General features: G+C 57.5%; 23 protein-coding genes and 2 tRNA genes. 12 read left to right on the plus strand and 13 right to left on the minus strand.

The features are described from left to right. The first annotated feature begins 5 nt into the window (after positions 1-5). From pth to ACSSVV_RS06725, 3 genes are all read left to right on the plus strand, one after another. Positions 6-596: an aminoacyl-tRNA hydrolase gene (pth, locus tag ACSSVV_RS06715; protein WP_113879843.1), complete on the plus strand. Its 591-nt coding sequence runs from the start codon at positions 6-8 to the stop codon at positions 594-596. Positions 597-679: 83 nt separating this feature from the next. After that, positions 680-1,771 carry a redox-regulated ATPase YchF gene (gene ychF, locus ACSSVV_RS06720; protein ID WP_454105761.1) on the plus strand — a complete coding sequence of 364 codons (1,092 nt, stop codon included), beginning with the start codon at positions 680-682 and terminating at the stop codon, positions 1,769-1,771. 91 nt (positions 1,772-1,862) lie between these two features. Then, a tRNA-Met gene (locus ACSSVV_RS06725) sits at positions 1,863-1,939 on the plus strand. A 379-nt stretch (positions 1,940-2,318) separates the two neighbouring features. Here the strand turns inward: ACSSVV_RS06725 and ACSSVV_RS06730 are convergent. Both ACSSVV_RS06730 and ACSSVV_RS06735 read right to left on the minus strand, forming a co-directional pair. Then, complete coding sequence (locus ACSSVV_RS06730; RefSeq protein WP_454105762.1) at positions 2,319-3,191, minus strand: amino acid ABC transporter substrate-binding protein; 873 nt, start codon at positions 3,189-3,191, stop codon at positions 2,319-2,321. A gap of 25 nt (positions 3,192-3,216) precedes the next feature. After that, on the minus strand, positions 3,217-3,918 hold the full coding sequence (locus tag ACSSVV_RS06735; protein WP_454105763.1) for a hypothetical protein: 702 nt from the start codon (positions 3,916-3,918) through the stop codon (positions 3,217-3,219). 117 nt (positions 3,919-4,035) lie between these two features. Here ACSSVV_RS06735 and ACSSVV_RS06740 point away from each other — a divergent pair, with 117 nt between their 5' ends. The 5 genes from ACSSVV_RS06740 to ACSSVV_RS06760 all read left to right on the plus strand — a co-directional run bounded on the left by ACSSVV_RS06740 (position 4,036) and on the right by ACSSVV_RS06760 (position 11,560). Then, positions 4,036-5,232 (plus strand): serine hydrolase domain-containing protein, encoded by a 1,197-nt coding sequence (locus tag ACSSVV_RS06740; RefSeq protein ID WP_454105764.1) that lies wholly within the window; start codon positions 4,036-4,038, stop codon positions 5,230-5,232. A gap of 117 nt (positions 5,233-5,349) precedes the next feature. Further along, positions 5,350-6,627, plus strand: coding sequence for an O-acetylhomoserine aminocarboxypropyltransferase/cysteine synthase family protein (locus tag ACSSVV_RS06745; protein WP_014420692.1), 1,278 nt, complete (start codon positions 5,350-5,352; stop codon positions 6,625-6,627). Positions 6,628-6,757: 130 nt separating this feature from the next. Further along, positions 6,758-7,804 carry a lipoyl synthase gene (lipA, locus tag ACSSVV_RS06750; RefSeq protein ID WP_011785836.1) on the plus strand — a complete coding sequence of 349 codons (1,047 nt, stop codon included), beginning with the start codon at positions 6,758-6,760 and terminating at the stop codon, positions 7,802-7,804. 9 nt (positions 7,805-7,813) lie between these two features. Further along, the gene (locus ACSSVV_RS06755; RefSeq protein WP_454105765.1) at positions 7,814-9,034 is read left to right on the plus strand and encodes a methyl-accepting chemotaxis protein; all 1,221 of its coding nucleotides are present in this window, start codon (positions 7,814-7,816) and stop codon (positions 9,032-9,034) included. Positions 9,035-9,082: 48 nt separating this feature from the next. Beyond that, positions 9,083-11,560, plus strand: coding sequence for an efflux RND transporter permease subunit (locus tag ACSSVV_RS06760; RefSeq protein ID WP_454105766.1), 2,478 nt, complete (start codon positions 9,083-9,085; stop codon positions 11,558-11,560). 62 nt (positions 11,561-11,622) lie between these two features. On the opposite strand, the gene ACSSVV_RS06765 is transcribed toward ACSSVV_RS06760, so the two are convergent. Then, a complete protein-coding gene (locus tag ACSSVV_RS06765; protein WP_014420689.1) occupies positions 11,623-12,072 on the minus strand; it encodes a Spy/CpxP family protein refolding chaperone in 450 nt (149 codons plus the stop codon). Between the two features lie 236 nt (positions 12,073-12,308). Between ACSSVV_RS06765 and ylqF the strand changes: the two genes are divergently transcribed. Continuing rightward, entirely contained in the window at positions 12,309-13,232 is a 924-nt protein-coding gene (ylqF, locus tag ACSSVV_RS06770) for a ribosome biogenesis GTPase YlqF (protein ID WP_153740892.1), read from the plus strand. 267 nt (positions 13,233-13,499) lie between these two features. Continuing rightward, on the plus strand, positions 13,500-14,246 hold the full coding sequence (gene fnr, locus ACSSVV_RS06775) for a fumarate/nitrate reduction transcriptional regulator Fnr (RefSeq protein WP_023011460.1): 747 nt from the start codon (positions 13,500-13,502) through the stop codon (positions 14,244-14,246). Positions 14,247-14,276: 30 nt separating this feature from the next. Here the strand turns inward: fnr and ACSSVV_RS06780 are convergent, their stop codons facing one another. Continuing rightward, positions 14,277-15,149, minus strand: coding sequence for an SDR family oxidoreductase (locus ACSSVV_RS06780; RefSeq protein WP_454105767.1), 873 nt, complete (start codon positions 15,147-15,149; stop codon positions 14,277-14,279). A gap of 169 nt (positions 15,150-15,318) precedes the next feature. Here ACSSVV_RS06780 and ACSSVV_RS06785 point away from each other — a divergent pair, with 169 nt between their 5' ends. Further along, positions 15,319-15,681: a hypothetical protein gene (locus tag ACSSVV_RS06785; RefSeq protein ID WP_022991953.1), complete on the plus strand. Its 363-nt coding sequence runs from the start codon at positions 15,319-15,321 to the stop codon at positions 15,679-15,681. Here ACSSVV_RS06785 and alr read toward each other — a convergent pair. The 8 genes from alr to rnr all read right to left on the minus strand — a co-directional run bounded on the left by alr (position 15,650) and on the right by rnr (position 23,759). Beyond that, positions 15,650-16,723, minus strand: coding sequence for an alanine racemase (alr, locus tag ACSSVV_RS06790; protein WP_454105768.1), 1,074 nt, complete (start codon positions 16,721-16,723; stop codon positions 15,650-15,652). The two genes, ACSSVV_RS06785 and alr, sit on opposite strands and share 32 nt — an antisense overlap. Next, positions 16,723-18,129: a replicative DNA helicase gene (gene dnaB, locus ACSSVV_RS06795; protein WP_023011458.1), complete on the minus strand. Its 1,407-nt coding sequence runs from the start codon at positions 18,127-18,129 to the stop codon at positions 16,723-16,725. The genes alr and dnaB overlap by 1 nt, the downstream gene beginning before the upstream one ends. A gap of 149 nt (positions 18,130-18,278) precedes the next feature. Beyond that, entirely contained in the window at positions 18,279-18,725 is a 447-nt protein-coding gene (gene rplI, locus ACSSVV_RS06800; protein ID WP_011785846.1) for a 50S ribosomal protein L9, read from the minus strand. Positions 18,726-18,745: 20 nt separating this feature from the next. After that, positions 18,746-19,609, minus strand: a complete 864-nt coding sequence (locus ACSSVV_RS06805) for a hypothetical protein (protein WP_023011457.1) — start codon at positions 19,607-19,609, stop codon at positions 18,746-18,748. Between the two features lie 25 nt (positions 19,610-19,634). Further along, complete coding sequence (gene rpsR, locus ACSSVV_RS06810) at positions 19,635-19,865, minus strand: 30S ribosomal protein S18 (RefSeq protein ID WP_011785848.1); 231 nt, start codon at positions 19,863-19,865, stop codon at positions 19,635-19,637. A 24-nt stretch (positions 19,866-19,889) separates the two neighbouring features. Then, positions 19,890-20,303 carry a 30S ribosomal protein S6 gene (gene rpsF, locus ACSSVV_RS06815; RefSeq protein WP_011785849.1) on the minus strand — a complete coding sequence of 138 codons (414 nt, stop codon included), beginning with the start codon at positions 20,301-20,303 and terminating at the stop codon, positions 19,890-19,892. Between the two features lie 245 nt (positions 20,304-20,548). Then, entirely contained in the window at positions 20,549-21,286 is a 738-nt protein-coding gene (rlmB, locus tag ACSSVV_RS06820) for a 23S rRNA (guanosine(2251)-2'-O)-methyltransferase RlmB (protein WP_023011456.1), read from the minus strand. Positions 21,287-21,311: 25 nt separating this feature from the next. Continuing rightward, a complete protein-coding gene (gene rnr / locus ACSSVV_RS06825; protein WP_011785851.1) occupies positions 21,312-23,759 on the minus strand; it encodes a ribonuclease R in 2,448 nt (815 codons plus the stop codon). A gap of 273 nt (positions 23,760-24,032) precedes the next feature. Here rnr and ACSSVV_RS06830 point away from each other — a divergent pair. Next, positions 24,033-24,119: transfer RNA gene (locus ACSSVV_RS06830), tRNA-Leu, on the plus strand. Between the two features lie 149 nt (positions 24,120-24,268). Here the strand turns inward: ACSSVV_RS06830 and ACSSVV_RS06835 are convergent. After that, positions 24,269-26,203, minus strand: coding sequence for a hypothetical protein (locus ACSSVV_RS06835; protein WP_031211455.1), 1,935 nt, complete (start codon positions 26,201-26,203; stop codon positions 24,269-24,271). Between the last annotated feature and the right edge of the window lie 117 nt (positions 26,204-26,320).

The raw sequence follows: 26,320 nt of genomic DNA on the forward strand, positions 1-26,320 counted from the left end.
GGCGAATGGCACAGGATATTGTCATGGTGGTTGGACTAGGAAATCCCGGTTCCGACTACGAGAATACCCGCCACAACGCCGGCGCCCTGTTCGTCGAAGCGCTGGCCCGCGAAGCGGGTCAGACGCTCCGTCCCGAAAAGAAGTACCACGGGCTATACGCCCGCATTCAGTGGCAGGGCCTGGACCTGCACTTACTGAACCCCAGTACCTTTATGAACCGCAGCGGCACTGCCATCAAGGCCCTGGCGGACTTCTTCAAGATCTCCCCTGAACAGATTCTGGTTGCCCACGACGAGCTTGACCTGCCTCCCGGCACGGCCAAACTCAAGAAAGGCGGCGGCCACGGCGGCCACAACGGGCTGCGCGACACCATCGCCCATCTGGGCACCAACGATTTCCAGCGCCTGCGCCTTGGCATAGGCCACCCCGGCGACAGCCGCAAAGTCACCGGTTTTGTACTGGGCCGACTCGGCAAACAGGAAACCGAACAATTGACCGCCGTGTTTGACGAAGTCATGCGGGTATTACCGGATGCCGCCAACGGCAAACTGGCTGCCGCCATGAACCGTTTGCACAGCTTCAAACCAACGCCCTGAGCAAGGCACATCCCCTTACTCGCACCCTTACCGATACACCGGTATAATCCGCCCAAATTTTTCAGTTCCAGCAGAGGCATTCCATGGGATTTAACTGCGGCATCGTCGGCCTTCCCAACGTCGGCAAATCCACCCTGTTCAACGCACTGACCAAAGCCGGCATCGGCGCGGAAAACTTCCCGTTCTGCACCATCGAGCCGAACGCCGGCGTGGTGGCCATGCCAGACCCGCGCCTCACCAAACTGGCGGAGATCGTCAAGCCGGAACGGGTGGTGCCCACCACCATGGAGTTCGTCGACATCGCCGGCCTGGTCGCCGGCGCCTCCAAGGGCGAAGGCCTGGGCAACCAGTTCCTGGCCAACATCCGCCAGACCGATGCCATTGCTCACGTGGTGCGCTGCTTTGAAGACGGAAACGTCATCCACGTGGCCAACAAGGTAGATCCCGCTTCCGACATCGAAGTGATCAACACCGAGCTGGCCCTGGCCGATCTCGACACCGTAGAGAAAGCCATCAAACGCGTCCAGCGCGTCGCCAAGAGTGGCGACAAAGAAGCCAAGGCCCAACTGGAAATGTTTGAAAAACTGTTGCCGGTACTGAACGAAGGCAAGCCAGTGCGCAGCATGGGCCTGGACAAAAACCAGATGGCACTGATTCGCGAGCTTTGCCTGCTTACCGTCAAACCCACCATGTACATCGCCAACGTGAACGAAGACGGCTTCGAGAACAATCCCCACCTGGACAAGGTGCGTGAGATTGCCGCTTCTGAAAACGCAGTCGTGGTACCCATCTGCAACAAGCTGGAAGCCGAGATCTCTGAACTGGAAGACGAAGAGAAATCCATGTTCCTGGACGAAATGGGCATGGAAGAACCTGGGCTGGACCGTGTGATCCGCGCCGGTTACGGCCTGCTTGGCCTGCAAACGTACTTTACCGCCGGCGTGAAGGAAGTGCGTGCCTGGACCGTCAGAATCGGCGCCACAGCCCCTCAGGCGGCAGGCGTCATCCACACCGACTTCGAACGCGGCTTCATCCGGGCTGAGGTGGTGAGCTACGACGATTTCGTACAGTACAACGGCGAAGCCGGCGCCAAAGATGCCGGCAAATGGCGCCTGGAGGGCAAGGATTACATCGTCAAAGACGGCGATGTTATTCACTTCCGGTTCAACGTGTAATTTTCGGTATTTTTTGGCCGTAAAGCCTTGACAGGATGAGCCCAAATACCGAAAATACGCGCCTCGTTTGGGGCGTGTCCCGAAGCGAAATGGCAAGGTAGCTCAGTTGGTTAGAGCACAGCACTCATAATGCTGGGGTCGGCGGTTCGACTCCGCCCCTTGCTACCAGAATTCAAAGGGTTACAGCTCACGCTGTAGCCCTTTTTTTGTGGCTGTCCCCTTTTTGACCCCCGGTTGCCCACAACAACTTTGCCGGCGCTATTGCACCCCGAAACACACTGTCAATCACGGTCAGTGAATGCCGGATGGAGAAGCTATTGAGGATGCTTCCGCTCTGAACATAAAGACCAGTTCAGAATCAGATAGCCGCCATCAGAGACGGTTAGTCGGGGACTGTCAGTATCAGCGGTCAAAAGAACCTGGTGAGCGTCCCCTTTTAAGAGCAACGAGAAAGAAACAAATCCCTTTGGACGACACGCCTGCTTCCAATGCAGAAGTACCAGGCTCCGCAATAGAGCATTCTCAACGACACCGCGATGCGAACTGACTAGAACCCCAAATAACGGTGCAGCAGCAGCTCCTGATACTGATCAATGTGTTTGCTGTTGATTTCAACTATCCGGCCTTTCGCACTGAGGCGATCAAAGCATTCGTCAAACTGAGTGGCAAGCTCCTCACTTCGGAAAACCATTTTGTAAGGAGTCGGATTAAAAACCGGATAGAATACAAAATCGTCCAGCTCTTTTGGCCAACTCTCCCCAAAACGACGGTCTGAACGGATCCGCCTGTCCAGAGTAGCCACCACAAGACCGTCGGCAAGAATGACATCAACACGGCCCATTAACTGCATCCGGGCGTGGATCGTCTGGTCAGTCACCTCCAGCAACAGCTCAAACTCCTCCACGCGATCAGATAGTCTGAGTATGTCGATTCCATTCTGAAACGTAACCGCCCTTAACCCTGCCAGATCATCAATTGTCGTTATGGGACCAACCACCGACGCGTTATAGAAAGCGCCGTTGTGGTACCAGATATAGGCAGATGTGGAGACCCCCGGTATGTCCAAAGATAGCGGGACCGTCATAACGGCATCGGCGGCACTCAGGTCGCGAAAAGTGCGGATGTGGCGACCGAAGGGCTGGTAGACAAATTCGGCTTCCCAGCCGCAGGCCTCCAGCACAGCATTCACCAATTCTACATCTCGGCCAATTTCACCTGGCTCCGACATCCCGGGTATGTCGGGCGCCATGACGATGAGGGGCGCCAATGGAAACGCGTCTGACTTCACTGCACCAGGAATCAACAGCAGAACATAGAAGAGAAAACGGGTCAGAGAATCTGATATCAAGGGATAGGCCACCGGTAAGCAGTTTATGCCGCTACCGAATACAGTACTTCTTTTTGAACGATTGCTCCACAAAAAAGGATAGAATCCGGGTCAGCCATTACTCGCGGTCATCATAGGTTTCGCAATCACGAATAGCTCTACGGAATTCCGGTGCCAATCGCCCCGCACCGAAGCGGTGTGACACATACAACGAAAGATCTACCCACGCTGCGGTTCGTACGTAGAATGGCTTTTCATACCCCGCCATCAAATGGTCGATAAGAACCGCCGGTAAAACCACGATATCAGCGCGGCCAAGCTTCACCATATCAACGGCCTGCTTCCATTCAGCCACCATGACCGCACTGGCGTTGTCTCCCTGAAGAAACTGGTTGCCTATGAACCGACGCACAAAGGCATAACGCAGGCCGGACACCTGGCGCAAAGGCGGATATTGCTCCAAAAACAGATACACGTACTCGGTCTGGAACAGCCTGCCACCAAAATCGGCATATTGGTCGCGGTCTGCCGTTTGCACAAGAGGTAACCCAATCGCTAATTCTCCCTTCTCCAACTGAAAGAGAATTCTCGCCAGCGGCATCTCGATAAACTGGAAGTTTCCTTCCACGCGATCAAAGACGCAGCGGTAAATGTCGGCAAAGCGGCCAACCAGCGAGCCGTTCTCAACGCCAATTTCCCGCGGGATCCCCTCAAAAACACCAACGGGATAGACGGTCTTATCAGTTACGGCACCCGATAATGAAGGTATAGTGAGAAAGTAGATTAAAACCGGCGCAAGCCAGTACGGTATCCTGCCCATGTGAGCTGCTCCCTGCCCGTGCAAATCGAACGGTGGTTTCAGGGTAGTACAGAAATGCCCTGTCTGCCGGCAACACGCTGATCGAACTAACCTCTTCAATACCTGTGCAAAGTGACTATGCCAAAACGGAATACCGGAAAATTCGAGCCAATCGCTTCTTTCTTTGACACTCATTACCTTCAGCCGAGGAAGCTTCCTGGAATGGTTACCCTGGTAGCCCGGCATGGCGAGATTCTGTGGTGTCACGCCCAGGGCCTGCGGGATGTGGAGAGAAACTTACCGATGAACCGGGACACCCTGTTCCGCGTGTACTCCATGACCAAACCCGTCACCAGCATTGCCATGATGCAGCTATACGAGCAGGGCAAGTTCCTGCTCAACGACCCGGTCCACAAATACATTCCAGGCTGGCGCAATCTACGCGTCTACAAGGGAGGCCGTTATCCGGATTTCGAGACCGAACCCGCGGCCTCGGTCATGACAATCCGGGATCTGATGACCCACACCTCCGGGCTGACCTATGGCTTCACCGAGCGAACCGAGGTAGATGCCGCCTACCGCAAGCTGAAACTGGATGGCAGTACCATTCTGACTCTGGACAAGCTGGTCGACCGGCTGGCCGAGTTACCTCTGGAGTTCTCTCCCGGCACTGCGTGGAACTATTCTGTGTCCACCGATGTCCTGGGCTACCTGGTTGAGCTGCTCTCCGGCCAATCTCTGGACAGCTACTTTCAGGAGCACATCTTTGCCCCCCTGGGCATGACCGATACCGGATTTCATGTGCGACCAGACCAGCAGGAACGCTTTGCCGCCTGCTACCTGTACCAATCCGGTAATACCATGAAACTTCAGGATGATCCGGAGCGGTCACGCTATCTGAAGGAACCCAAATTCCTGTCGGGTGGCGGCGGGCTGGTGTCCACCATAGATGATTATTTCCGCTTCGCCCAGGCCCTGTGCCAGGGTGGCGAATATCAGAGCCAGCGCATCATCGGCCGCAAAACCCTGGAGTTTATGCGCCTGAACCACCTACCGGGCGGCCAGGATCTCCCTGCCTTGTCTATTGGCGGCTTCACTGAAACACCTTATGCCGGCAGCGGCTTCGGATTAGGGTTCTCGGTCAAAACCGATATCGCCAAATCCGCCACGATTGGTTCGCCGGGAGAATTCGGCTGGGGCGGCCTGGCTAGCACCAGCTTCTTTATCGACCCGGTGGAAGATCTGGTGGTGATTTTCATGACCCAGCTGATGCCGTCTTCGTCCTACCCCATCCGACAGCAGCTCAGAGCTTTGGTATACGGTGTCCTGGACTGACTCCGCGTTCCACCTTATATCGGTATAACCGCTGGAACTGTGCCGAAGCCCGAATGCCTGTGGCATACTCGGCTCCTTAAACCAATAACGAACAATCCACCAGCAAGGAATGTTGTGATGAAACCAGCTACTCTCGCGTTGCACGCCGGCTTCAAGAGCGACCCGACCACCAAGGCCGCCACCACGCCTATTTACCAGACCACGTCTTACACCTTCGACGACACCCAGCATGGTGCCGACCTGTTTGACCTGAAGGTACAGGGCAACATCTATACCCGCATCATGAACCCCACCAACGCGGTTCTGGAAGAGCGTATGGCAGCGCTGGAAGGTGGTATTGGCGCACTGGCAGTAGCGTCCGGCATGGCGGCCATTACCTATGCCCTGCAAACCATCTGCAAGGTGGGCAACAACATTGTCAGCACCAGCCAGCTGTACGGCGGCACCTACAACCTGTTTGCTCACTCGCTGCCGAACCAGGGCATCGAATGCAAGATGGTGCCCCACGATGATTTCGCGGCGGTAGAGAACGCCATCGACGACCAGACCCGAGCCCTGTTCTGTGAATCTATCGGCAACCCGGCCGGTAATGTGGTGGATATCCAGAAGTGGGCCGAGATTGCCCACAGGCACGGCATTCCGCTGATTGTCGATAATACTGTCGCCACGCCGTTTCTGTGCCGCCCGTTCGAGCATGGCGCAGATATCGTGATTCACTCGCTAACCAAGTACATCGGCGGCCACGGCACCACGGTAGCGGGTATTGTGGTGGACTCCGGCAAGTTCGACTGGAAGGCCAGCGCCGACAAGTTCCCGATGATGAACCAGCCCGACCCCTCCTACCATGGCGTGGTTTACACCGAAGCCCTGGGCGAAGCCGCTTTTATCGGCCGCTGTCGGGTGGTACCGCTTCGCAACACCGGCTCCGCCCTGTCGCCGTTCAATTCTTTCCTGATTATGCAGGGGCTGGAAACGCTGGCCCTGCGCATGGAACGCCACTGCGACAACGCCCAGAAGGTTGCCCAGTTCCTACAGGATCATCCCGCCGTGGAATGGGTCAACTACGCCGGCCTGGCGAACAGCCCCTATAAGGCGACCTGCGACAAGATCTGTGACGGTAAGGCCTCCGGCATTCTCAGTTTCGGCATTAAAGGCGGCCGCGAAGCCGGCGCCAAATTCATCGATGCCCTGGATCTGATCCTGCGACTGGTGAACATTGGCGACGCCAAGTCCCTGGCTTGCCATCCGGCCACCACTACCCACCGCCAGCTCAATGCTGACGAGCTGAAAAGTGCGGGGGTCAGCGAAGACCTTGTACGGCTGTCGATCGGCATTGAAGATGCCGACGATATCATCGCCGATATCACTCAGGCCCTGGAAAAATCCCAGGCTTGATTTCCCTCAACCGGGTACGACCAAAGTCGTGCCCGGTAACCCCGTGATTGCCCCTACCTGCCTTGTAACTGCCCTGTCTGCCGATTACTCTTAAAGGTTCACCACACCCTTATCCGAGAGTTCCTGGCCAATGAGCGAAAGCGCAAAGCCCCGCATTACCAGTGGTTCCAAATTCCGTAACGAACACGGCTTCTCCGCCATCAAGGACGGCGTCAAGCGTTCATCATCAAACACGGAAGGCAAATCTCTGGAGCGCAAGCCAAAATGGCTGAGAGCGCGTATGCCGGGCGGCGAGCGCTACGATGCCGTGCGCCGGAACGTAACCGAGCACCGCCTGAGCACCGTCTGCCAGGAATCACATTGCCCTAACATTGGCGAATGCTGGACCAACGGCACCGCCACCATCATGGTGATGGGCTCCGTATGCACACGGGCCTGCAAATTCTGCGCGGTCGACACCGGCAACCCTAAAGGCTGGCTTGACCCGGAAGAGCCGGAAAACACCGCCAAGTCTGTGGAACTGATGGGCCTGCGCTACATCGTGCTGACGTCGGTAGACCGTGACGACTTACCCGACGGCGGCGCCGCACACTACGCGGCCTGTGTCTCGGCCATCAAACAGCGTACCCCGGAGGTGGCGGTAGAAGCCCTGACCCCGGACTTTGATGCAGTAATGAGCGACGTGGAAAAAGTGGTGGATTCCGGACTGGACGTTTTCGCCCAGAACGTGGAAACCGTCAAGCGCCTGACCAGTCGTGTGCGAGACCCCCGTGCCGGTTACGAAAAAACCCTGAGCGTACTGGCCCACGCCAAGAAACATCGGCCAGATGTGCTCACCAAGACCAGCCTGATGCTGGGTCTGGGTGAAACCGAAGAGGAAATCCTTGAAACCATGGACGATCTGCGCGCCATTGGTGTGGATATTCTCACCCTGGGCCAGTACCTGCGCCCCACGCCGAACCACCTGCCGGTGGAGCGTTACGTCACCCCGGAAGAATTCAACCGTTACCGCGACATTGGTCTGGAAAAAGGTTTCATGGAAGTGCCGTCCGGCCCCATGGTTCGCTCCAGCTACCGGGCCGACCGGGTATTCGACAAGAACAATCTTGGCCTGAGCGTGCCGGAGGTTCCCGTGCCCGACAAGGCGATGCAGATTCCGGTCAAGGCCGTTGACTGAGAGCTGCCAATGCTGACCCTGTTGCGAAATATCCGGCTGAAGTACAAATTCTGGTTGCTGAATATTCTCGTGTTTGCGGTGCTGTGTCTGCTGGTGCTCTATGCCATGCAGGTGATTGCAGGCCAGACCGAATCCAGCTTCAGCCAGGTTTTTGCAGACACCGCGCCGGGCTTTGCACTGATCGTGGCGGTGCTCATGGCGCTGGAGATGGCCGGTTCCCAGCTGCTGATTTCCTTTATCGAACGCCATGTTAACCGGCTCAAGGACACCATGGTTGCGGTGCAGACCAGCGGCGACCTGAGCCGTCGGGCCGACGTCGACTCCCTGGATGAAATTGGCGAAATGGCCGCTGCCTTCAATGCGATGCAGGATCGTACATCTGATGTCGTTCGCAGCATGAAAACGGCCACTGAACACCTGCACCAGGAGGTCGAATCTCTCACCAAGCGGGCCGCCGCACGCAGGGACAGCCTCACGCGGCAACAGGAAGGCGCCAACCGCTCGGCCGAATCCGTTGAGGCCATGCTGCAAAGCTTTGTCGGCATTGCCGAACAGGCAGGCATTGCCAAAACCCTGTCCACAGAAGCCCGGGAGACTGCGGTAAATGGCAGCCAACGGGTCAGCCAGAGCGCTGACAGCATTCGCATGCTGGCGAGTGTGGTTCGCCAGTCTGCTGGCAGCGTACAGTCACTGGCCGAAAACAGCCATGAGATTGGCCAGACCATTACCGAAATCAAGGGCATTGCCGAGCAAACCAACCTGCTGGCCCTCAATGCCGCCATAGAAGCCGCCCGCGCGGGCGAACAGGGCCGGGGCTTTGCGGTGGTTGCCGAAGAAGTCCGTAACCTGGCGCGCCGGGTTCAGGACTCCACTGACCAGATCCAGACCACCCTGGATCGCCTGTTGGCCTCCATGAATACCGCTGTCGAACAGATGACGGGGAGCTCAGACGACGCCGAGCGATGCGTGGAAGAATCCGAGAAGGGGCGCCAGGCCCTGGAAGCCATTAACGAGGTGGTCGGCCGTATCGACCGGACCAATCAGGAAATCGCGGATATGTCTGCCGAACAGACCGCCGATACCGATCAGGTTCTGACCAATGTTCAGGACATCCGGGAGACTACCCGGAACATGGTTGTCCAGCTCTCGGAAAGCGCGGATATGACGCAACGTCTGGAGCAACTGATCCGTTCACTGGAAGAAGCCTCGGCAAAGGTCACAGTTCGCTGAGGTTTGTGGCACACTCTGCACTCGTTTTTGACTGCAGAGTTGTAACTCATGAATCGCCTTGGCGCCTTCTACGACCGTTTTATCCTGCCCCACCCCTGGATTGTTCTGGCCCTGTTTGCCCTGCTACTGGCACTGACCGCGCTGCGTTTTGATCAGTTCCGGCTGGATGCCTCGGCAGAATCCCTGGTGCTGGAAAACGATCGTTCGCTGGAGCAGTACCGACAGGTAAACCAGACCTTCACCACCTCTGACGATTTCCTGGTGGTCACCTACACCCCCAACGAGCCCCTGTTCACCACCGAAGGCCTGTCGCGGTTGAGGGCTCTTCGCGACGACTTGCAGGCTCTTGAGGCCGTCGGTTCCACCAACAGCATTCTGAATGTACCGCTGCTGCACAGTCCGGACCTTACCCTGGACACCGTCGACAGCGAGATCAAAACGCTGGATGAACACGATGTGGCTCCGGCGACCGGCCGACAGGCGTTGCTGGACAACCCCATGTACCCCAACCTGCTCATCAGCGAGGACGGCAAGACCACGGCCATCCAGGTCAACCTGCCAACCCCTGACCGCTATTTTGACTTACTCAACCAGCGTAACGAACTCCGGGAAAAGGTGAATCGGGGCGAGGCCAGCGAGGCCGAGCGGACGCAACTTGAGCAGACAAGCGACGAATTCATCCGCTACACCGAGCAACTGGGTGAAGAGCGTGATGCCACCATCAATCAGGTTCGCGCCATACTGGAGCAATACCGCGACCACGCCAGCATCCACCTGGGCGGCGTGCCCATGATTGTCGCCGACATGATCCGGTTTATTGAAAACGATCTCTCCACTTTCGGCTTCGGGGTATTGGCTTTCCTGCTGCTCACCCTGGCGATTATTTTCCGGCAATGGCGTTGGGTCGTGGTACCACTGTTGTGTTGCGGTTTTACCGTCTGGCTGATGGTCGGATTTCTGGGCTGGGCCCAATGGCCGGTGACAGTGATTTCGTCCAACTTTATTTCGCTGCTACTGATCATGACCCTGTCGCTCACCATCCACCTGATTGTGCGCTACCGGGAATTCCAGCATGACGAGCCCGAGGCTGCGCCAAACAACATCCTGCGCAACACCCTGATGACCATGATCCGACCGTGCTTCTATATGGCGATCACCACCATTGTTGCCTTCGGCTCCCTCACCTTCAGCGGCATCCAGCCGGTCATCGATTTTGGCTGGATGATGACCCTGGGGCTGACCGTGGCTTTTCTCATTACTTTCTTGATCTTCCCGGCCCTGTTGAGCCTGCTGCCACCCCCTATCGACCAGCGCGTGAGCTCAGACAAGGTGCCCTTCACCGATGCCTTCGCCCGCTTCACCGAGCGCTTCAGCGGGACGGTTCTGGTCAGTTCCGGGGTCATTGCCGTGCTCTGCGTGATTGGCCTGAACCGGCTGACGGTGGAGAACAGCTTTATCGACTACTTCAAGTCCTCCACCGAAATCCATCAGGGCATGGTTACCATAGACGACCGCCTGGGGGGCACCACGCCGCTGGATGTGGTCATCACCGACCAGCCCGCCCCGGCAAATGCCAACACAGACCCCTTCGCCAGTGACTGCGACCCGTTTGTGGAAGACTGCGGTGACGAGGAATACCGGGATACCTGGTACACCTATCAGAAAATGCGCCAGCTGGGCGAGGTGCATGATTACCTGCACAGCCTGCCGGAGACCGGCAAAGTCCTGTCCATACAGACCACGCTCGAGCTGCTGGCCCAGGTTAACGGAGGTGAGCCCCTGGACGCTCTGGAGCTGGCCTTTGTGCCCGCCGCCGTACCGGACGATCTACAGGATATTCTGCTGACCCCTTACATTTCTGAGGAGCAGGACAAGGCGCGATTCAGCATCCGCATACTGGAAACCATGCCAGACCTGCGTCGACAGGAGCTGCTGGATGACATTCGCCACCACCTGAGCACCGAACTCGGTTACGACCGGGATCGCATACTGCTCTCAGGCATGACAGTGATGTACAACAACATGCTTCAGAGCCTGTTCGATTCCCAGATCAAAACCATCGGCGTGGTGTTTGGCGCTATACTGGTCATGTTTCTGATCCTGTTCCGTTCCGTGAAGCTGGCGCTGGTGGGTATGGCACCCAACCTGATAGCCGCAGGCTCAGTACTGGGGCTGATGGGCTGGCTGGGCATTCCACTGGATATGATGACCATTACCGTGGCGGCCATCACCGTCGGGATTGCGGTAGATGACACCATCCACTACATCCATCGCTTCAAAACCGAGTTCGCCAAAGACGGCGACTACCTGGCCACCATGCACCGTTGTCATCGCAGCATTGGCCAGGCCATGTTCTACACCTCGCTGACTATCATTGCCGGTTTCTCCATACTGGTGCTGTCGAACTTCATTCCCACCATTTACTTTGGCCTGTTCACCGGTTTTGCCATGTTCATGGCCTTGCTGGGTGCACTCACCTTGCTGCCCAGGCTGATCATTCTGGTTCGCCCGTTTAATACCCCATAACAAAAAACCCCGCCGGGGCCAGGCTCCGGCGGGGTTTCTCTCAAACACACCGACTCAGCGGATTACTGCTGGCCCTGAGGCTGCATCATCTGACGCTGTTGTTGCATCTGCTGCTGCATCTGCTTCATGCGGCGATCCAGCTCATCACGCTGCTCCTGGGTGAACACCGCATCTACCTTCGCCTGCATCAGGGCAGAAAGCGCTGCAATTTCACCGGTCACATCACCGAGTTTGGCGGCATTGTCACGAATGGCAGACTCGTCGTAATCCGGCTTGATCTGCTCTTGCAGGTCTTCCTGCAGCGAGCGGGCATCCTGACGCAGTTCGCCGATCTCGCCCTGCATGTCGTCGATGATGCCGCGAATCTCGGTTTGCTGTTCTTCAGACAGCCCCACCATCTGGGCCAGCTGGGCAACCTGATCCGGCTGACCACCCGGCGACTGCTGTGCGATCGCCGGCGCTGAGATAGTCAGGGCGACAAGTGCGGAACCGATGAATTTTGCGAGCTTCATACTGTTCTCCATCATTGAGGCGGCCTGTCGGGAGCCACCACGGATTGGCTTTGATCGTTTGAAGTGACACCCTAAAGCATTCTCCTGCTTCATTTCACCCCGATATCCCTTCAATTTGTACAGGTTCTCAGTTTGATTCGCTCTGAGGGCGCGGCACTGGCGGGATTTGATGAATGTGAAAATTTAGTCATTCCCCTGCATAATGGCGCCCTCAATCAATCAGCGGAGTAAACACCATGGCCATTAACTGGTTTCCCGGGCATATGCACAAGGCCCGAAAGGAGATCAAGAAAGTCATGCCCCAGATGGACCTCATCATCGAGGTAGTGGACGCCCGGATTCCCTTCAGTAGTGAGAATCCACTGGTGCCTTCGCTGCGTGGCGATACCCCGCTGATCAAGGTGCTTAACAAGCGAGACCTGGCCGACCCGGTCATCACCGAGCAGTGGCTGGCCTGGCTGGAGCGGGAACGGGGTGTACGTGCGGTCACACTCACACACAATCAACGTCAGGAAGCCCTGGGCATCCTCAAGCTGGCGGAAGAGATGACGCCCGGGCATGATCGACAGAAAAGCGCCTTGAGGGTGATGATCCTGGGCATCCCGAACGTCGGCAAATCCACACTGATCAATACCCTGGCTGGCCGGCCCGCCGCCAAAACCGGCAACGAGCCGGCGGTTACCCGGGCACAACAGGCCATCAAACTGCCGGATAACGTTCTGCTCTACGATACCCCTGGCTTCCTCTGGCCCAAGCTTTCGCCAGTGCAATGCGGCTATCGCCTGGCAGTAACCGGCGCAATCCGCAGTGCTGTGCTGGATTTCGAGGATGTTGCGCTGTTCGAGGCGGATTATCTGATTGCCCACTACCCGGAGCTCGTCGTCAACCGCTACGGGCTGGACGAAACACCCGTGGATGGGCTGGCACTGATGGATGCCATCGCCGTAAAACGCCGTTTCCTGGGCCGCGGCGGGGTACCGGATCTGCACAAGGTTTCCGAAGTGCTGCTGAACGAACTCCGAGCCGGGACGCTCGGCCGGATCTCGCTGGAAACGCCGGACATGGTGGAACAGGAACTGGTGGAAGCCCGGGCCCGGGAACAGGCCGAGGCGGAAGAGAGAGCCAGAAAGGATGAGCAGCGCAAGAAGAAGAAACGCTAGCCGGACTCGGCGTAAAGGCCAAACCCGTAAAGACTAAAGTTTGGGCATAAGACTAGCCTTTTTTGCTATACTTGATTTAAATCAAGGTGACTGAAACCAGATGTTTCAGCATTGGCACCCATGGGAATCCGCCGCATGCCCAGGTATCCGGATTGCCCAGGGTGTCCGCCCCGAACGCAGGCAAAAGCCTTACCTGTTGGGGCTGAGGACGCACCGCACACGCTTCGGTGCGGTTTTGAATGGATCAACCCGGATGGTTCGTCAACTATGGCCCAGGCAATTCGACTTCACCAAGTATCTCCTCTCAAGGCCTCCTGTCACCAGTGCAGCCTGAGCAACCTGTGTCTACCTCTGGCCATTGAAGAGAACGATCTTGATCGCCTTGAGGACATTGTCCAGCAGGGAAAAATCTATAACCGCGGCGAACATATTTTCGACCAGAGCACCCCGGTTCGCTCCTGCTTTGCGGTCAAGAGCGGCTCCATCAAAACATCCATTATTACTGAGGGCGGCGAAGAACAGGTAACCGGTTTCTTCATGCCGGGTGAACTGGTGGGGCTGGACAGCATGAGCAGCGAGAACTATGCCTGCACCGCCAAAGCGCTGGAACGTACCAGCGTCTGTGAATTCCCGGTCGACAAGCTGGAGGAACTCACCGGCAAGCTGCCGGAACTGCAGCACCACATGTATCACCTGATGAGCCAGGAAATCCAGAACAGCCATCAACTGGCCATGCTGCTCAGCAAGAATACCGCCGAAGAGCGCATTGCGGCGCTTTTGCTGTCGCTGTCCAGCCGCTTCCGGCGTCGTCGTATGTCGGCTACCAATTTCAGCCTGCCCATGGCCAGGAACGACATTGCCAACTTCTTGGGCCTGGCAGTTGAAACCGTGAGCCGGGTTTTCACCCGCTTCCAGAATCAGGGCATCATCCGCGCTCGCGGGCGGGAAGTGGAACTGCTGGATGTGGAAGCGCTGCAGATGGTAACGCGGGATTTCGCCCGTCAGGGCCAGTAAGCACTAACCAGCCACACGCCCTGAGCGGATTCAGGAATTTGCCGGAACCCGCTCAGCGCTGTTCGATTCCTTCAACATCGCCACCTCTTCAGACAACCAGGTGCGCCACGGCATCTGTTTTATGCCGAAGGTATTGCGGATCTTGGTACAGACCATAGTGGTGTTTACCGGTTCGATGTGGCCCCAGTCGGGCACCTCGTCCACCACCTTGATTCCCTCAGGAATGCCGGGCATGCCGGCTATCGCCAACCCAAGTTCATACAGATTGATCTCTTCTGCCCCGGCATACTGGTAGGTACCCCAGACTTCAGCACCACAATCGATCTGGAGCGCCACTGCCACGATCACCCGCGCCAGATCCTTCACCGCCACCGGCTGCCCCTGACAGCGGCCGGGCAAAGACAGTCCACCTTGCGCCGTACTTCGCTGAACCTTGCCGATAAACCGGGCCAGGCTCCAGCCGGTACGCAGAATAATATGCCGCGGGAGCTGCGTTCTCAGGGCCTGCTCACATTCCCATTGCCAGCGGCCCAGCTCGTTAACAGGCTGCCCCGGATTCGACGCAATGTAGGCACCCTGTTTCCGACCATCAAACACGTAACACGAAGAAAGCTGCAGCAAGGCCATGTTGCGCTCACGGGCATGCTCTGCGAGGGCCAGCGGCAGGGAGAACGCTGCTTCGTGGGTGGCCTCCCGGTTGTTCTCCGCCTTTTCCGGATCCGCCAGCCACAACGCATTGATAATCAGCGCGGTGTCTTCAGGAATCCAGTTATCCAGGGCATGCAGGTCGACATTGGCAGGATCACTGACCAGCAAAGGACTGATCCGCAGATGCGTTTCCCGCAGGCGCTCCAACAGCACCTTGCCAAGCGGGCCATAGTCGTGAACAACAAGTACATGCACGTGGAAACAACGCCTCCGGAATATCACTGATGTGACGGATGTCAGGAAACACTCGGGCCAATGGCTCGGAACACTACTTTACTGCAGTATCATGCAGCCTGAAACGTCAGCCTTACGGGGAGCCGGTGAACGCTCCCGGATCCACAAGCATACAACAACGGGAATCCCAATGCTGAAACAACAGAGCCATATAGTGGCCCCTATCCCCGATGAACTAAGAACCCGGGCTCTTTATACCGTCAGTGAGCTCAAAGGCCGCGGCAAAGCCGACAAGCAGGCCATCGACCAGCTGTATGAGCTCATCGTTGAACTGACCGAATCCGGGCTGGATTTCTTTTTCCTTGAGCCACTACGCCGCCTGAATGCCGGCAGCATGATGATGGGAATGGCCAAAATGGGCATCAGCAGCATGCTCAAGGGCAGCAAAATGGTGATTCACAAAGTCCTCAAGAAACTGGACGACCGCAGCCTGGCGGCGATTCTCGATTTCATCGAAGAAATCATTCATGAACCCGAGGCACCCGCGACGTAACGCCGGTGAGCAACTCATAGCCAATGGTACCGGCGTAACCGGCCACCTCGTCGACACTGACGGTTTTGCCCCAGAGTTCCACCATGTCGCCTTCCCGAGCTTCAGGGACGGCACTGAGGTCTACCGCCAGCATGTCCATGGAGACCCGCCCCAACAAACGGATTCGCTGGCCGCGCACGGCGGCTGGCGTTCCGGTACCCGCGTGACGCGGGTAGCCATCGGCATAACCAATGGCCACCATGCCCATTCGGGTATCCTGACTGGCCGTCCAGGAAGCGCCATACCCTATCGACTCCCCGGCACGGACCACGCGTGTGGTAATCAGAGGCGCCTGCAAGGTCATCGCGGGGCAAAGCCCCAGCTCCGCACCGGTTTTACCCTCCATGGGCGACGCCCCGTAGAGCATGATCCCCGGGCGGCTCCACTCGTACAGCGGCTGATTCGGGCGAAAGTGAGCCGCGGAATTACCCACGCTACGCATCAAATCCGGCCAGGGAGCTACCGCCCGCTCAAAAATCCGGGTCTGGAGCCCGGTCATCTCGCTGTCCGGATCATCGGCACAAGCAAAATGAGTGACAAAACCAATCGCAAGATGCTTCAGACCCGTTTCCTCAAGCCCGGCCATCACCTCCGGCAGCTCTTCGGGCCGGAAGCCCAGACGGTTCATACCAGTATTGACCTTGATCCAGAATCTGGGAGAACGCCCCGCACCGAGCCACGATAACTGTTGCTGACAGTGGAGCACCGGTTCAAAACCCGACCGCTCACATTCGGCCAGATCATCCTTTTGATGGGTGCCCTGCAGCAGCACCACGCTGTGCCGATGGCCGGCACCGCGAATGGCTATGGCTTCCTCGATACAGGCCACCGCAAACCGGCTGGTCTCCGGAGCCAGAGCATCAGCAACCGAGCGAATGCCATGGCCATAGCCATCGGCTTTGACCACCGCCATGGCATAGGCGGTTCCGGCCAGTTCCCGGGCCCGGCGGAAATTGTGTTTCAGGGCGTCAAGATCAATGCGGGCAACGGTGGGGCGTGGCATTAATAATCCCCACCGTAATCGCTGTAATCGCCGTGCGCCAGGTCTTCGAATTTGGTGTATTTACCGATGAACGCGAGACGGATGGTACCGATCGGGCCATTCCGCTGCTTACCGATGATGATCTCGGCAATGCCTTTATCCGGCGTATCTTCGTTGTAGACCTCGTCCCGGTATACGAACATGATCACGTCGGCATCCTGCTCGATCGCACCGGATTCCCGCAGGTCCGAGTTGACCGGGCGTTTGTTGGGTCGCTGCTCCAGACTCCGGTTCAACTGGGACAGCGCCACAACCGGGCAGCCCAGCTCTTTGGCAATACCCTTGAGTGAGCGTGAGATTTCGGAAATCTCGGCAGTACGGCCTTCGGTGTTACCCGGCACCCGCATCAACTGCAGATAGTCGACCATGATCAGGCCAATCTTGCCGCCGTTCTCCCGGGCCACCCGACGGGCCCTGGAGCGCATTTCGGTCGGGCTCAGCCCCGGAGTGTCATCGATATAAAGCGGCTTATCCTTCAACAGACTGACGGCAGAGGTAAGCCGGGGCCAGTCATCCTCTTCCAGCTTGCCGCCCCTCACTTTGGTCTGATCAATGCGACCAAGCGACGACAGCATACGCATGGCCAGCGCATCTGCGGGCATCTCCATACTGAACACCAGTATCGGGGTGCCGGTGCTGATCAGGGCGTTCTCAACAATGTTCATGGCAAAGGTGGTCTTACCCATAGAGGGCCGCCCCGCCACAATGATCAAGTCGGCCGGCTGCATACCGGAGGTCTGGTCGTCCAGATCCCGGAATCCGGTGGTCAAACCGGTCGTCTGCTCGCCAGACTCAAACAGCTCTTCAATGCGGCTGAGTGTGGTGGCCAGAATGGGGTTAATGGCCTTGGGGCCAGAGCCCTCTTTGGTACGCGCCTCGGCAATCTGGAACACACTGCGCTCGGCTTCGTCCAGGATATCGTTACTTTTCCGCCCCTGCGGGTTGAAGGCGGAATCGGAGATCTTGCCGGACACCTCCACCAACTGCCGCAGAATGGAGCGTTCACGAACAATGTCAGCATAGGCCCGAATGTTGGCGGCGCCGGGTGTTTTCTCGGCCAGTTCAGCCAGATAAGACAGGCCACCGGCATCCTCGATATCGCCGGTCCGTTCCAGAAACTCGGCCAGGGTAACCACATCCAGCGGCTCACTCTCGCTGGCCAGGCGCTCCACGGCGCCGAAAATCAGGCGATGGTCCTGCCGGTAAAAATCAGCCGCTGAAATAATTTCGGCGATCTCGTCAAACCGACGGTTGTCCAGCATCAGGCCGCCGAGCACCGCCTGTTCAGCCTCGACCGAATGCGGCGGGACCTTGATGCGACTGGTTTCCGGATCAATAGAAGCAGGTTTCAGAGTGGGATTGGCCATAGACACCGACATCAGGGAAATGAACAAACGAGATGACAAGAATACCAGAAAGCAACGGGCCCGAAACCGTCTCCGGCTCGGGCCCGTTTTTCAGCACAGAAACCTGCGGCTTCAGTGCTGGTTGAATCGACCTGTCACTGGGCTACCGATTACTCGGCAACAACCGCCAGCTTGATGGTCACTTCAACGTCTGTGTGCAGCTGCAGTTCGATGTCGTACTCGCCAGTCACCCGGATCGGGCCTTCCGGCAGACGAACTTCGCTCTTCTCGACTTCAGTACCACCGGTAGACACTGCGTCGGCAATGTCACGAACACCGATAGAACCGAACAGCTTGCCTTCTTCACCGGCCTTGGAGGTGATGGTGAAGGAAGCGCCTTCCAGAGCTTCGGCACGGGCCTGGGCAGCAGCCAGCTTCTCAGCAGCAGCTTTTTCCAGCTCAGCGCGACGCTCTTCAAACGCCTTTACGTTTGCTTCCGTAGCAGGAACGGCCTTGCCGTACGGCAGCAGGAAATTACGACCGTAACCGGCCTTAACCTTTACCTTGTCACCCAGGGAGCCAAGGTTTGCGACTTTCTCGAGCAGAATAACTTCCATCTCGTTAACCTCTTCGTGCTTTATTCAGCCGGACCGGCGGGTATACGCCCCCGGATATCCAGCCAGCTATCCACAAAAGCCAGAACCACTAACAGCATCAACAGATTGGGACCCAGCAGAACCAGAGCAACGTAAAACATTGCCAGCCAGTTTCCGCTCCACTGCTTTCGAGCAAACACACCGTGCACCAGAGCCAACCCGGCCAGAACCAGCGGGGTGCCCGCAGCCCAGGCCAGCAGTATGGCATTCAGCCCAAGAATCGGGCCGACCACCATGGTGATGGCGCACACTACGGCTACCGCCGGCGATAACCTGAGGCCATGGAATTCCTTGCGGAATCCACCGGGGTTATACAACCCCGCCTGCCACGACCTTGCCAGCATCGTCATACCGATGGCGGTGGCAAAGTAGGTACCGGCCATGCTGGCGTTCATGGTGTCCCGGATAACCTGTTCCAGTTCACCACCCAGCGCACGGGCCATTTCAGTGTTGTACTGCTCGTAAACCTCGACACCAGCCTGAACCAGATCGTTCAGCAGCGCCGGATACATCATAGGCAACATCAGCCCGGTCAGTATCGCCAGAAAGGCACCGGACAACAGCGCTCTTTCCCAGGACAACGTCGTCCGGATAATGGATGCCATCAGCATCACCTGCAGCAGCACCGCCAGCGCCGTGGGATCCTGGCCGTAAACGGCCCACCCGATCGCCGGAATCAAAGCCCAGAGGCCAATATTGAGCCCCTGGCGAATGCCCAGTCGAAGAACGACCAGGCCAGTTACCGCTGCGCCAATCCAGAACAGTAAGGGTACTGCGGTGGTAACCGCTGCAACCCCGCCAGCCTGCAGGGGACCGCGCATTACATACTGTGCCAGTGCACGCATGGTCCCGGGTCCTGTCCGTTAAAACTTAGTGGTCGTGACCGTCCGTATACGGCAGCAGTGCCAGGTAGCGGGCACGCTTGATAGCGGTAGCCAGCTGACGCTGATAACGTGCTTTGGTGCCGGTGATGCGGCTGGGCACGATTTTGCCGGTTTCAGTGATGTAGCCTTTCAGGGTGTCCAGATCCTTGTAATCGATCTCTTTAACACCTTCTGCCGTGAAGCGGCAGAACTTACGACGTCTGAAAAAACGAGCCATAACGTAACTCCTAACTCCGGTTAATTACTCTTCTTCGTCCTGGGATGCGCTCTGACGCTCTTCAGAGTCAGCTGAACGACGTGGACGATCGTCTCCGCCGGAACGACGGTCCTCACGGGACTCAGCGGCTTTCATCGGAGACAGGTCGGTAACGGCCTCGTCGCGACGCAGAATCAGGTCACGGATGATGGCGTCGTTAAACCGGAAGTTGTGAGTCAGCTCGTCCATCGCGGCCTGTGAACATTCGATGTTCATCAGCACGTAGTGAGCCTTGTGGATCTTGTTGATCGGGTAAGCCAGGTGACGACGGCCCCAATCTTCCAGGCGATGTACCTTGCCGCCATCTTCAGTGATGACGCTGGTATAACGCTCGATCATCGCGGGCACCTGCTCGCTCTGATCCGGATGTACCATGAAAACGATTTCGTAGTGACGCATGAGTTCTCCCTACGGTTTAAACAGCTTTCTTCTCCTGCTGGCCATACCAGTGGTTGTGGCCGGAGCGTGAAAGCAAGGAGGTGACAGCAATTGCTGCCGGTTTCTTTTTTGCTTTATCAATAAGGCTTTACAAGAAAGGCTTGATCAAAAGCGAAGCTCCTTATTGCCATGAAACAGGCAATAAAAAACCACCCCTTGAAAAAGGGGTGACGTATTCTAGGCCCGCAGGCCTGTTTGTGCAAGGTTTAACCGAGGCGCTGGCGCAGCGCCTCGTAAAGACAGACACCGGTCGCCACAGACACATTCAGACTGTCGACGTGGCCGAGCATCGGGATGTTGATCAACTGGTCACAATGTTCACGGGTCAGCCGGCGCATACCTTTACCTTCGGCGCCCATCACCAGAGCAACCGGCCCCTTGAAATCAGCCTGATACAAGGTGGCATCCGCCTCACCGGCCGTACCAATCAACCACACGCCCTGGTCCTTCAACTCCCGAAGGAAACGGGCGAGATTGGTCACCCGGACAAACGGTACCGTTTCTGCCGCCCCACAGGCGACCTTTCGGGCAACCGGTGTCAACGAGGCAGATTTATCCTTGGGCACAATCACGGCCTGCACTCCCGCCGCATCGGCGGTACGCATGCACGCACCCAGATTATGGGGATCCGTCACGCCATCCAGCACCAGAAGGAATGGCGACTTGTCGCTGGCGGCCAACTGGGCAAGAAGATCATCCTCGGTCCACTCCCGGCTTTCCGCAACGGCAGCAACAACACCCTGGTGGACACCCGACACCCGCTCATCCAACTCTTTCCGGTGCACCACTTTCCAGGGCACCCCCAGACCGTCAAGGGCATCGGTAACCGACTTCACCCGCTTGTCCTGACGACCGGTCTGAATCCAGACCCTTTGCAACCGCTCCGGCTCTCTTTTCAGCACGGCATCTACGGCATGCCAGCCGAATACATATTCCTGAGACACTGACAATCAATTCCTGCGTAACGTGTTATTTGCGACTCTTGCGCTTACGGCCCGAGCCTGACGGTTTACCTTTGGCCGATTTGGACCGGGCCTCCCGGGCAGCCTCTGCTGCCAGCTTTTCCTTGGCGCTGGCCGGCTTACCGGTTTTTCGCCCTTTACCGGAGCGATCACCCTTGCCCTTGCCCCGCGGCTCGCGCTTGGACACTTCCAGCGCATCGCGGTCTGCCTTCCGGCGCCTGGGGGTACTTACCAGCTCAAGATCGATTTTGCGGTCTTCCAGATCGACACGCACCACGCGGACACGCACTTCGTCACCCAGACGGAAGCTGACCGCCGTGCGCTCACCAATCAGACGATGCTTGACGGCATCGTGATGGAAGTAGTCACCACTGAGCGTGGAGACGTGTACCAGACCTTCGATGTAGATATCGGACAACTCAACAAAGAAGCCAAACGGCACCACCGCGCCGATAATGCCATCGTACTCCTCGCCCACGTGATCGCGCAGGAACTCGCACTTGAGCCAGGCCATGACATCCCGTGTGGCATCGTCGGCCCGGCGTTCGGTCATGGAGCAATGCTCACCCAACTGCTCCATACGGGCATAATCGTAGGGATACTCAGCCAATTCGGGATCGTGCACCTTCGGGGACACCAGATCTTTGGTTGCCTCGGGATTATGGATCCGGGACTTGATGGCCCGATGCACAATCAGGTCCGGGTAACGTCGAATTGGCGACGTGAAGTGGGTATAACTGGCGAAGCCAAGACCAAAATGCCCGGCTTCCTCAGGACTGTACACAGCCTGGCTCAGAGAGCGCAGCATCACCATCTGGATGACATTGGCATCCGGGCGGTCGGCCACCTGACCCAGCAAGGCCTGGTAATCTGCCGATGACGGCTTGTCGCCGCCGCCCAGCTGCAATCCCAGCTCACCCAGGAACAGGCGCAGATTGCTCAGACGCTCTTCCGAAGGCCCGTCGTGCACCCGGTAAAGCGCCGGAATCTTGTGCTTCTTGAGGAAGCGGGCCGTCGCCACATTGGCGCACAGCATGCACTCTTCGACAATCTTGTGGGCATCGTTCCGGTGCACCGGAACAATTTCCTCAATCTTGCGCTGGGCATCGAAAACAATCTTGGTTTCCGTGGTCTCGAAATCAATGGCCCCACGCTCGGTGCGAGCCTTTCGCAACAACTTGTAGAGGTCATACAGGTTGTGCAGATGCGGCAGCAGATCCGCATAGTGGGCGCTGAGTTTGTAGCCCTGCTCCGTATCCGGATGCTCCAGCATGGCACTGACCTTGTTGTAGGTCAGCCGGGCATGGCTGCGCATTACGGCCTGATAGAAGGTGTAGCCGCTGATGTTACCGGCGGCACTGATGGTCATGTCGGCCACCATGCACAGACGGTCGACATCCGGGTTCAGGGAACACAGGCCATTGGAGAGCTTCTCCGGCAGCATGGGCACCACGTGGTCCGGAAAATACACCGAGTTACCGCGCTGAATGGCCTCTTCATCCAGTGGCGACCCCGGGCGGACATAATGGGAGACATCAGCGATGGCCACCACCAACCGATAGCCACCACGGGGACGAGGCTCGCAGTAAATGGCATCATCGAAGTCACGAGCGCTCTCGTCGTCGATGGTCACCAGGCGCATGTTGCGGATATCCACCCGGTTTGCCTTGTCTTTCTCTGCCACTTCCGCGGGAATCGAGGCGGCCTGTTCACCGACCGCGGGCGGCCAGCTATGCGGGATTTCGTAGGAACGAATGGCCACATCGATTTCCATTCCCGGCGCCATGTGCTCGCCCAGAATCTCGATAACCTGGCCGGTGGGCTGGGTTCGAATCGTCGGCTGACGAATGATTTCCACCACAACATACTGGCCGTGAACCGCCTTACCCGCCTGCTCATCCGGAACCAGTATCTCGTGATTGATCCGGGCGTTCTCCGGCACCACAAAAGCGATGCCGCTTTCTTTAAAGAACCGACCGACAATCTGGGAAGTACGATGCTCCAGCACTTCCACAATCTTGCCTTCCCGGCGCCCACGATCATCCACCTGATCCACCCGGGCGGCCACCCGGTCACCGTGGAACACCTGGCGCATCTGCCGGGCGGTCAGAAACAGATCGGAGCCACCATCATCGGGGATCAGAAACCCGAAACCATCACGATGTCCAACCACACGCCCGGTGACCAGATCCGCTTCTTCTATCGGCAGAAACGCATCACGGCGGTTACAGATCAACTGTCCATCACGGCACATCGCAATCAGACGACGGCGCAACGCTTCAATCCCTTCCGCGGACGTCTGCCCGAGTTCCTGACACAGGGTCTCGTGCGTGGCCGGCGCGCCCCGCTCTTTCAGATGTTGGAGAATGTACTCCCGACTCTGGATGGGGTTGTCATATTTCTGGGCCTCACGCTGGGCATGAGGGTCACTTTGTTTGTTCTTCCTGGAAACCATTCGGATCCTTTCTGTCTCACCGCAAACCGTGCGGCATCATTCATGTTTGATGCAGTATAACGTTGGGATGGGAATGCTGCCTAACAAGGGCGCCAATATAGGCACAAATACCCTGAAATCGTCAGACTCTGCCGCCGAAACTTTTTTGAAAAAAATGTTTGACAGCACCTGAACGAATCATTAAAGTACGCGCCATCGGTTGAGGGGCAACTCCTCACAACTGGCAGAAACGCTAGGTTTTCAATAAACTATACGCGAATCTGCAAATCACCTGCCGAGGTGGTGAAATTGGTAGACACGCTAGCTTCAGGTGCTAGTGGGGGCAACCCCGTGGAGGTTCAAGTCCTCTCCTCGGCACCATTTTCTTCCCCAGAAAATGGCCTAAGAAATTAAAAATCCCGAAAAAATCAGCAGCATCTGACGTCGAACTCGCCGTATTTACGCCGAGCATTTTGTGCTGTCTGGAAGGACGACAGACAGAACATCCATCGCCCTTTCCGCAAACCGCCTTACTCCGACAGCCTGTCCAACAGATAGTCCGAGAGGCTCTGGTACTCGTACTCCACTGTGGAATACGCCCGGCCCGGCCGGTCGAGAGGACCGTCACCGCAATCGGATGTGGCGACGAAATCGACCAGATACGCCGTCTTGAGCAGGTTCGGACGCTGCATATCCAGCTCTTCGCTGTTCAGTGCGTCGTAAAACAGCTGCCACTGGAACGCCCCGTTCGCAGAATCCACTTCTGGCCTATTTGCGGTCGCCCGATCCAGGAACGGGAACCGGAGCAAGCGGGCAAAAGAGACGCCATTACGCTCATCAATATCGTATTCATAGGCACCAGCCCCGAAAAGATCGGAAGCGGCAACGTCACTGGTAAATGAGAAGGGAAACAGCCGGGTCGCATACTGGCCGTTGCGCTCGGTATCGTTAGGCGCAACACCCTGGGGCGCGCAGGAGGCTCCACCACCTGCAAACTCAACGGCTGCTTCCAGGCCACCGCCCGCGGTCAGCCGATACCCACTGACCAGATCCCGTTGCGACTGCTCGCCATCCAGAATGTCCGCTGGCGAATTGGCCTCCTCTAATGTCAGCACGCGATCATCAGCTCTGCCGGGCACGGATTCCAGCAGAGTCCCGGTCTGCTCATCCCAAACCCAGCTGATGTCACTGATACCATCCAGCTCGGTTCCCCCTGGCGTTACCCCGAGCGTCTGCTCGTGACACGTAGTGACGGTATCGAGACTGGCCGTGCCATTCTCCCACGCAAACTCCAGACGCTCGTGCACGCCCTCCTCGTCGTACCAGACGGCACTTTGGGGCGAAAGGGAGGAAGATGGCAGCCACTGAGTCTTCAGATTGGTCATATAGCCATCGGCCTGAAACAGGCGGGCCATCTCTGGCAACGAGATACCCATGCAGCCCCGGCTGGATACGGCCAGCAGCCTGCCACCTTCACTGTATTCAAAAGACAGCTCAGCCGAGGCACCGAGATCAGAGGTATTGGTAGGCAGTACGTCTGATCGGGTTGGCCGTGCCGAAATCCGCTGACTCACCAGAAGCCTGGGATTGCTTACTTCCACATCAACATCCGGCAGTACCAGCGTATCGGTATCCACATTGCCGTAGTTGCCACCGGACACAGCGGCATCGACAATGGCAATAACCTCATCAACGTTCTGCACCACCGAATAACCAAGCAGGTACACCCCGTCACGCGGTAACAGACTGGCTTCGCTGCCGTCACTGCCATTCCCTGCCAGGTAATCGTTGTAGCCATCAGGAATCTGGCTGGCCATGAACCGCGCCAGCGCCCGGGCATAGGCGTGAGCGCGGTCGTCATTGGCAAGGATATAGTCCTTCCACAGATTGATACCGTCCAGATCCGCAAAGCGGTTATCCGGAATCGGATTTTCAGTATTCCACTGCCCGGCCAGGCTCCGGAAACGGGCCAGCGTAGTCAGGGGGGTAATATTGGTTACGCCGGGGCTGGCTGACATCAAAAACGCCCGGCTGACCGGCTCATCGCCGTAGCTACGCTCCTCCAGTGTCTGGCCGGGAATCGCGAGGGCATAAAGCGGATAATCCCTGGGGTCCAGGTTTGCGCCGATCGATGGCGGAACATCCAGTGCGGAAACGTCCATGGAAAACCGCCCGCCGGGACCGCTCATCACGGTTGGCTCGCCGTCCTCGAGTATGTGGGTATTACCGCTGTCCAGCTCAATCTCCACCGGCCCTGCGGTGTACTGGCCATTGTCGTCAAGATCCAGCCAGACCCGGGCATTGTTGAGGTATCCGTCGATCACACGCCCCTGGTAGGGCGCCCGCTCGCTGTAGGTAACACCATCGAACTCCCGGCCATCAACCGGCAGCTCATCGGATTCATCGCCACAGCCGGCGATCGCAAGTGACAGCAGAGGAACGGTAACACTGATCAGACGTTTCATCGCGGCAACCATTTATCCTTGTTAGAGGTTGTGCCGCTACTTTAGGAGATGTGCCGCCGGGAGACCTTGACAGGCTTGGCAAATTGTAAAGTTTAGTAACGAGCAGGCCCCGGAATG

It is taken from the genome of Marinobacter sp. MBR-105 (assembly GCF_053628895.1).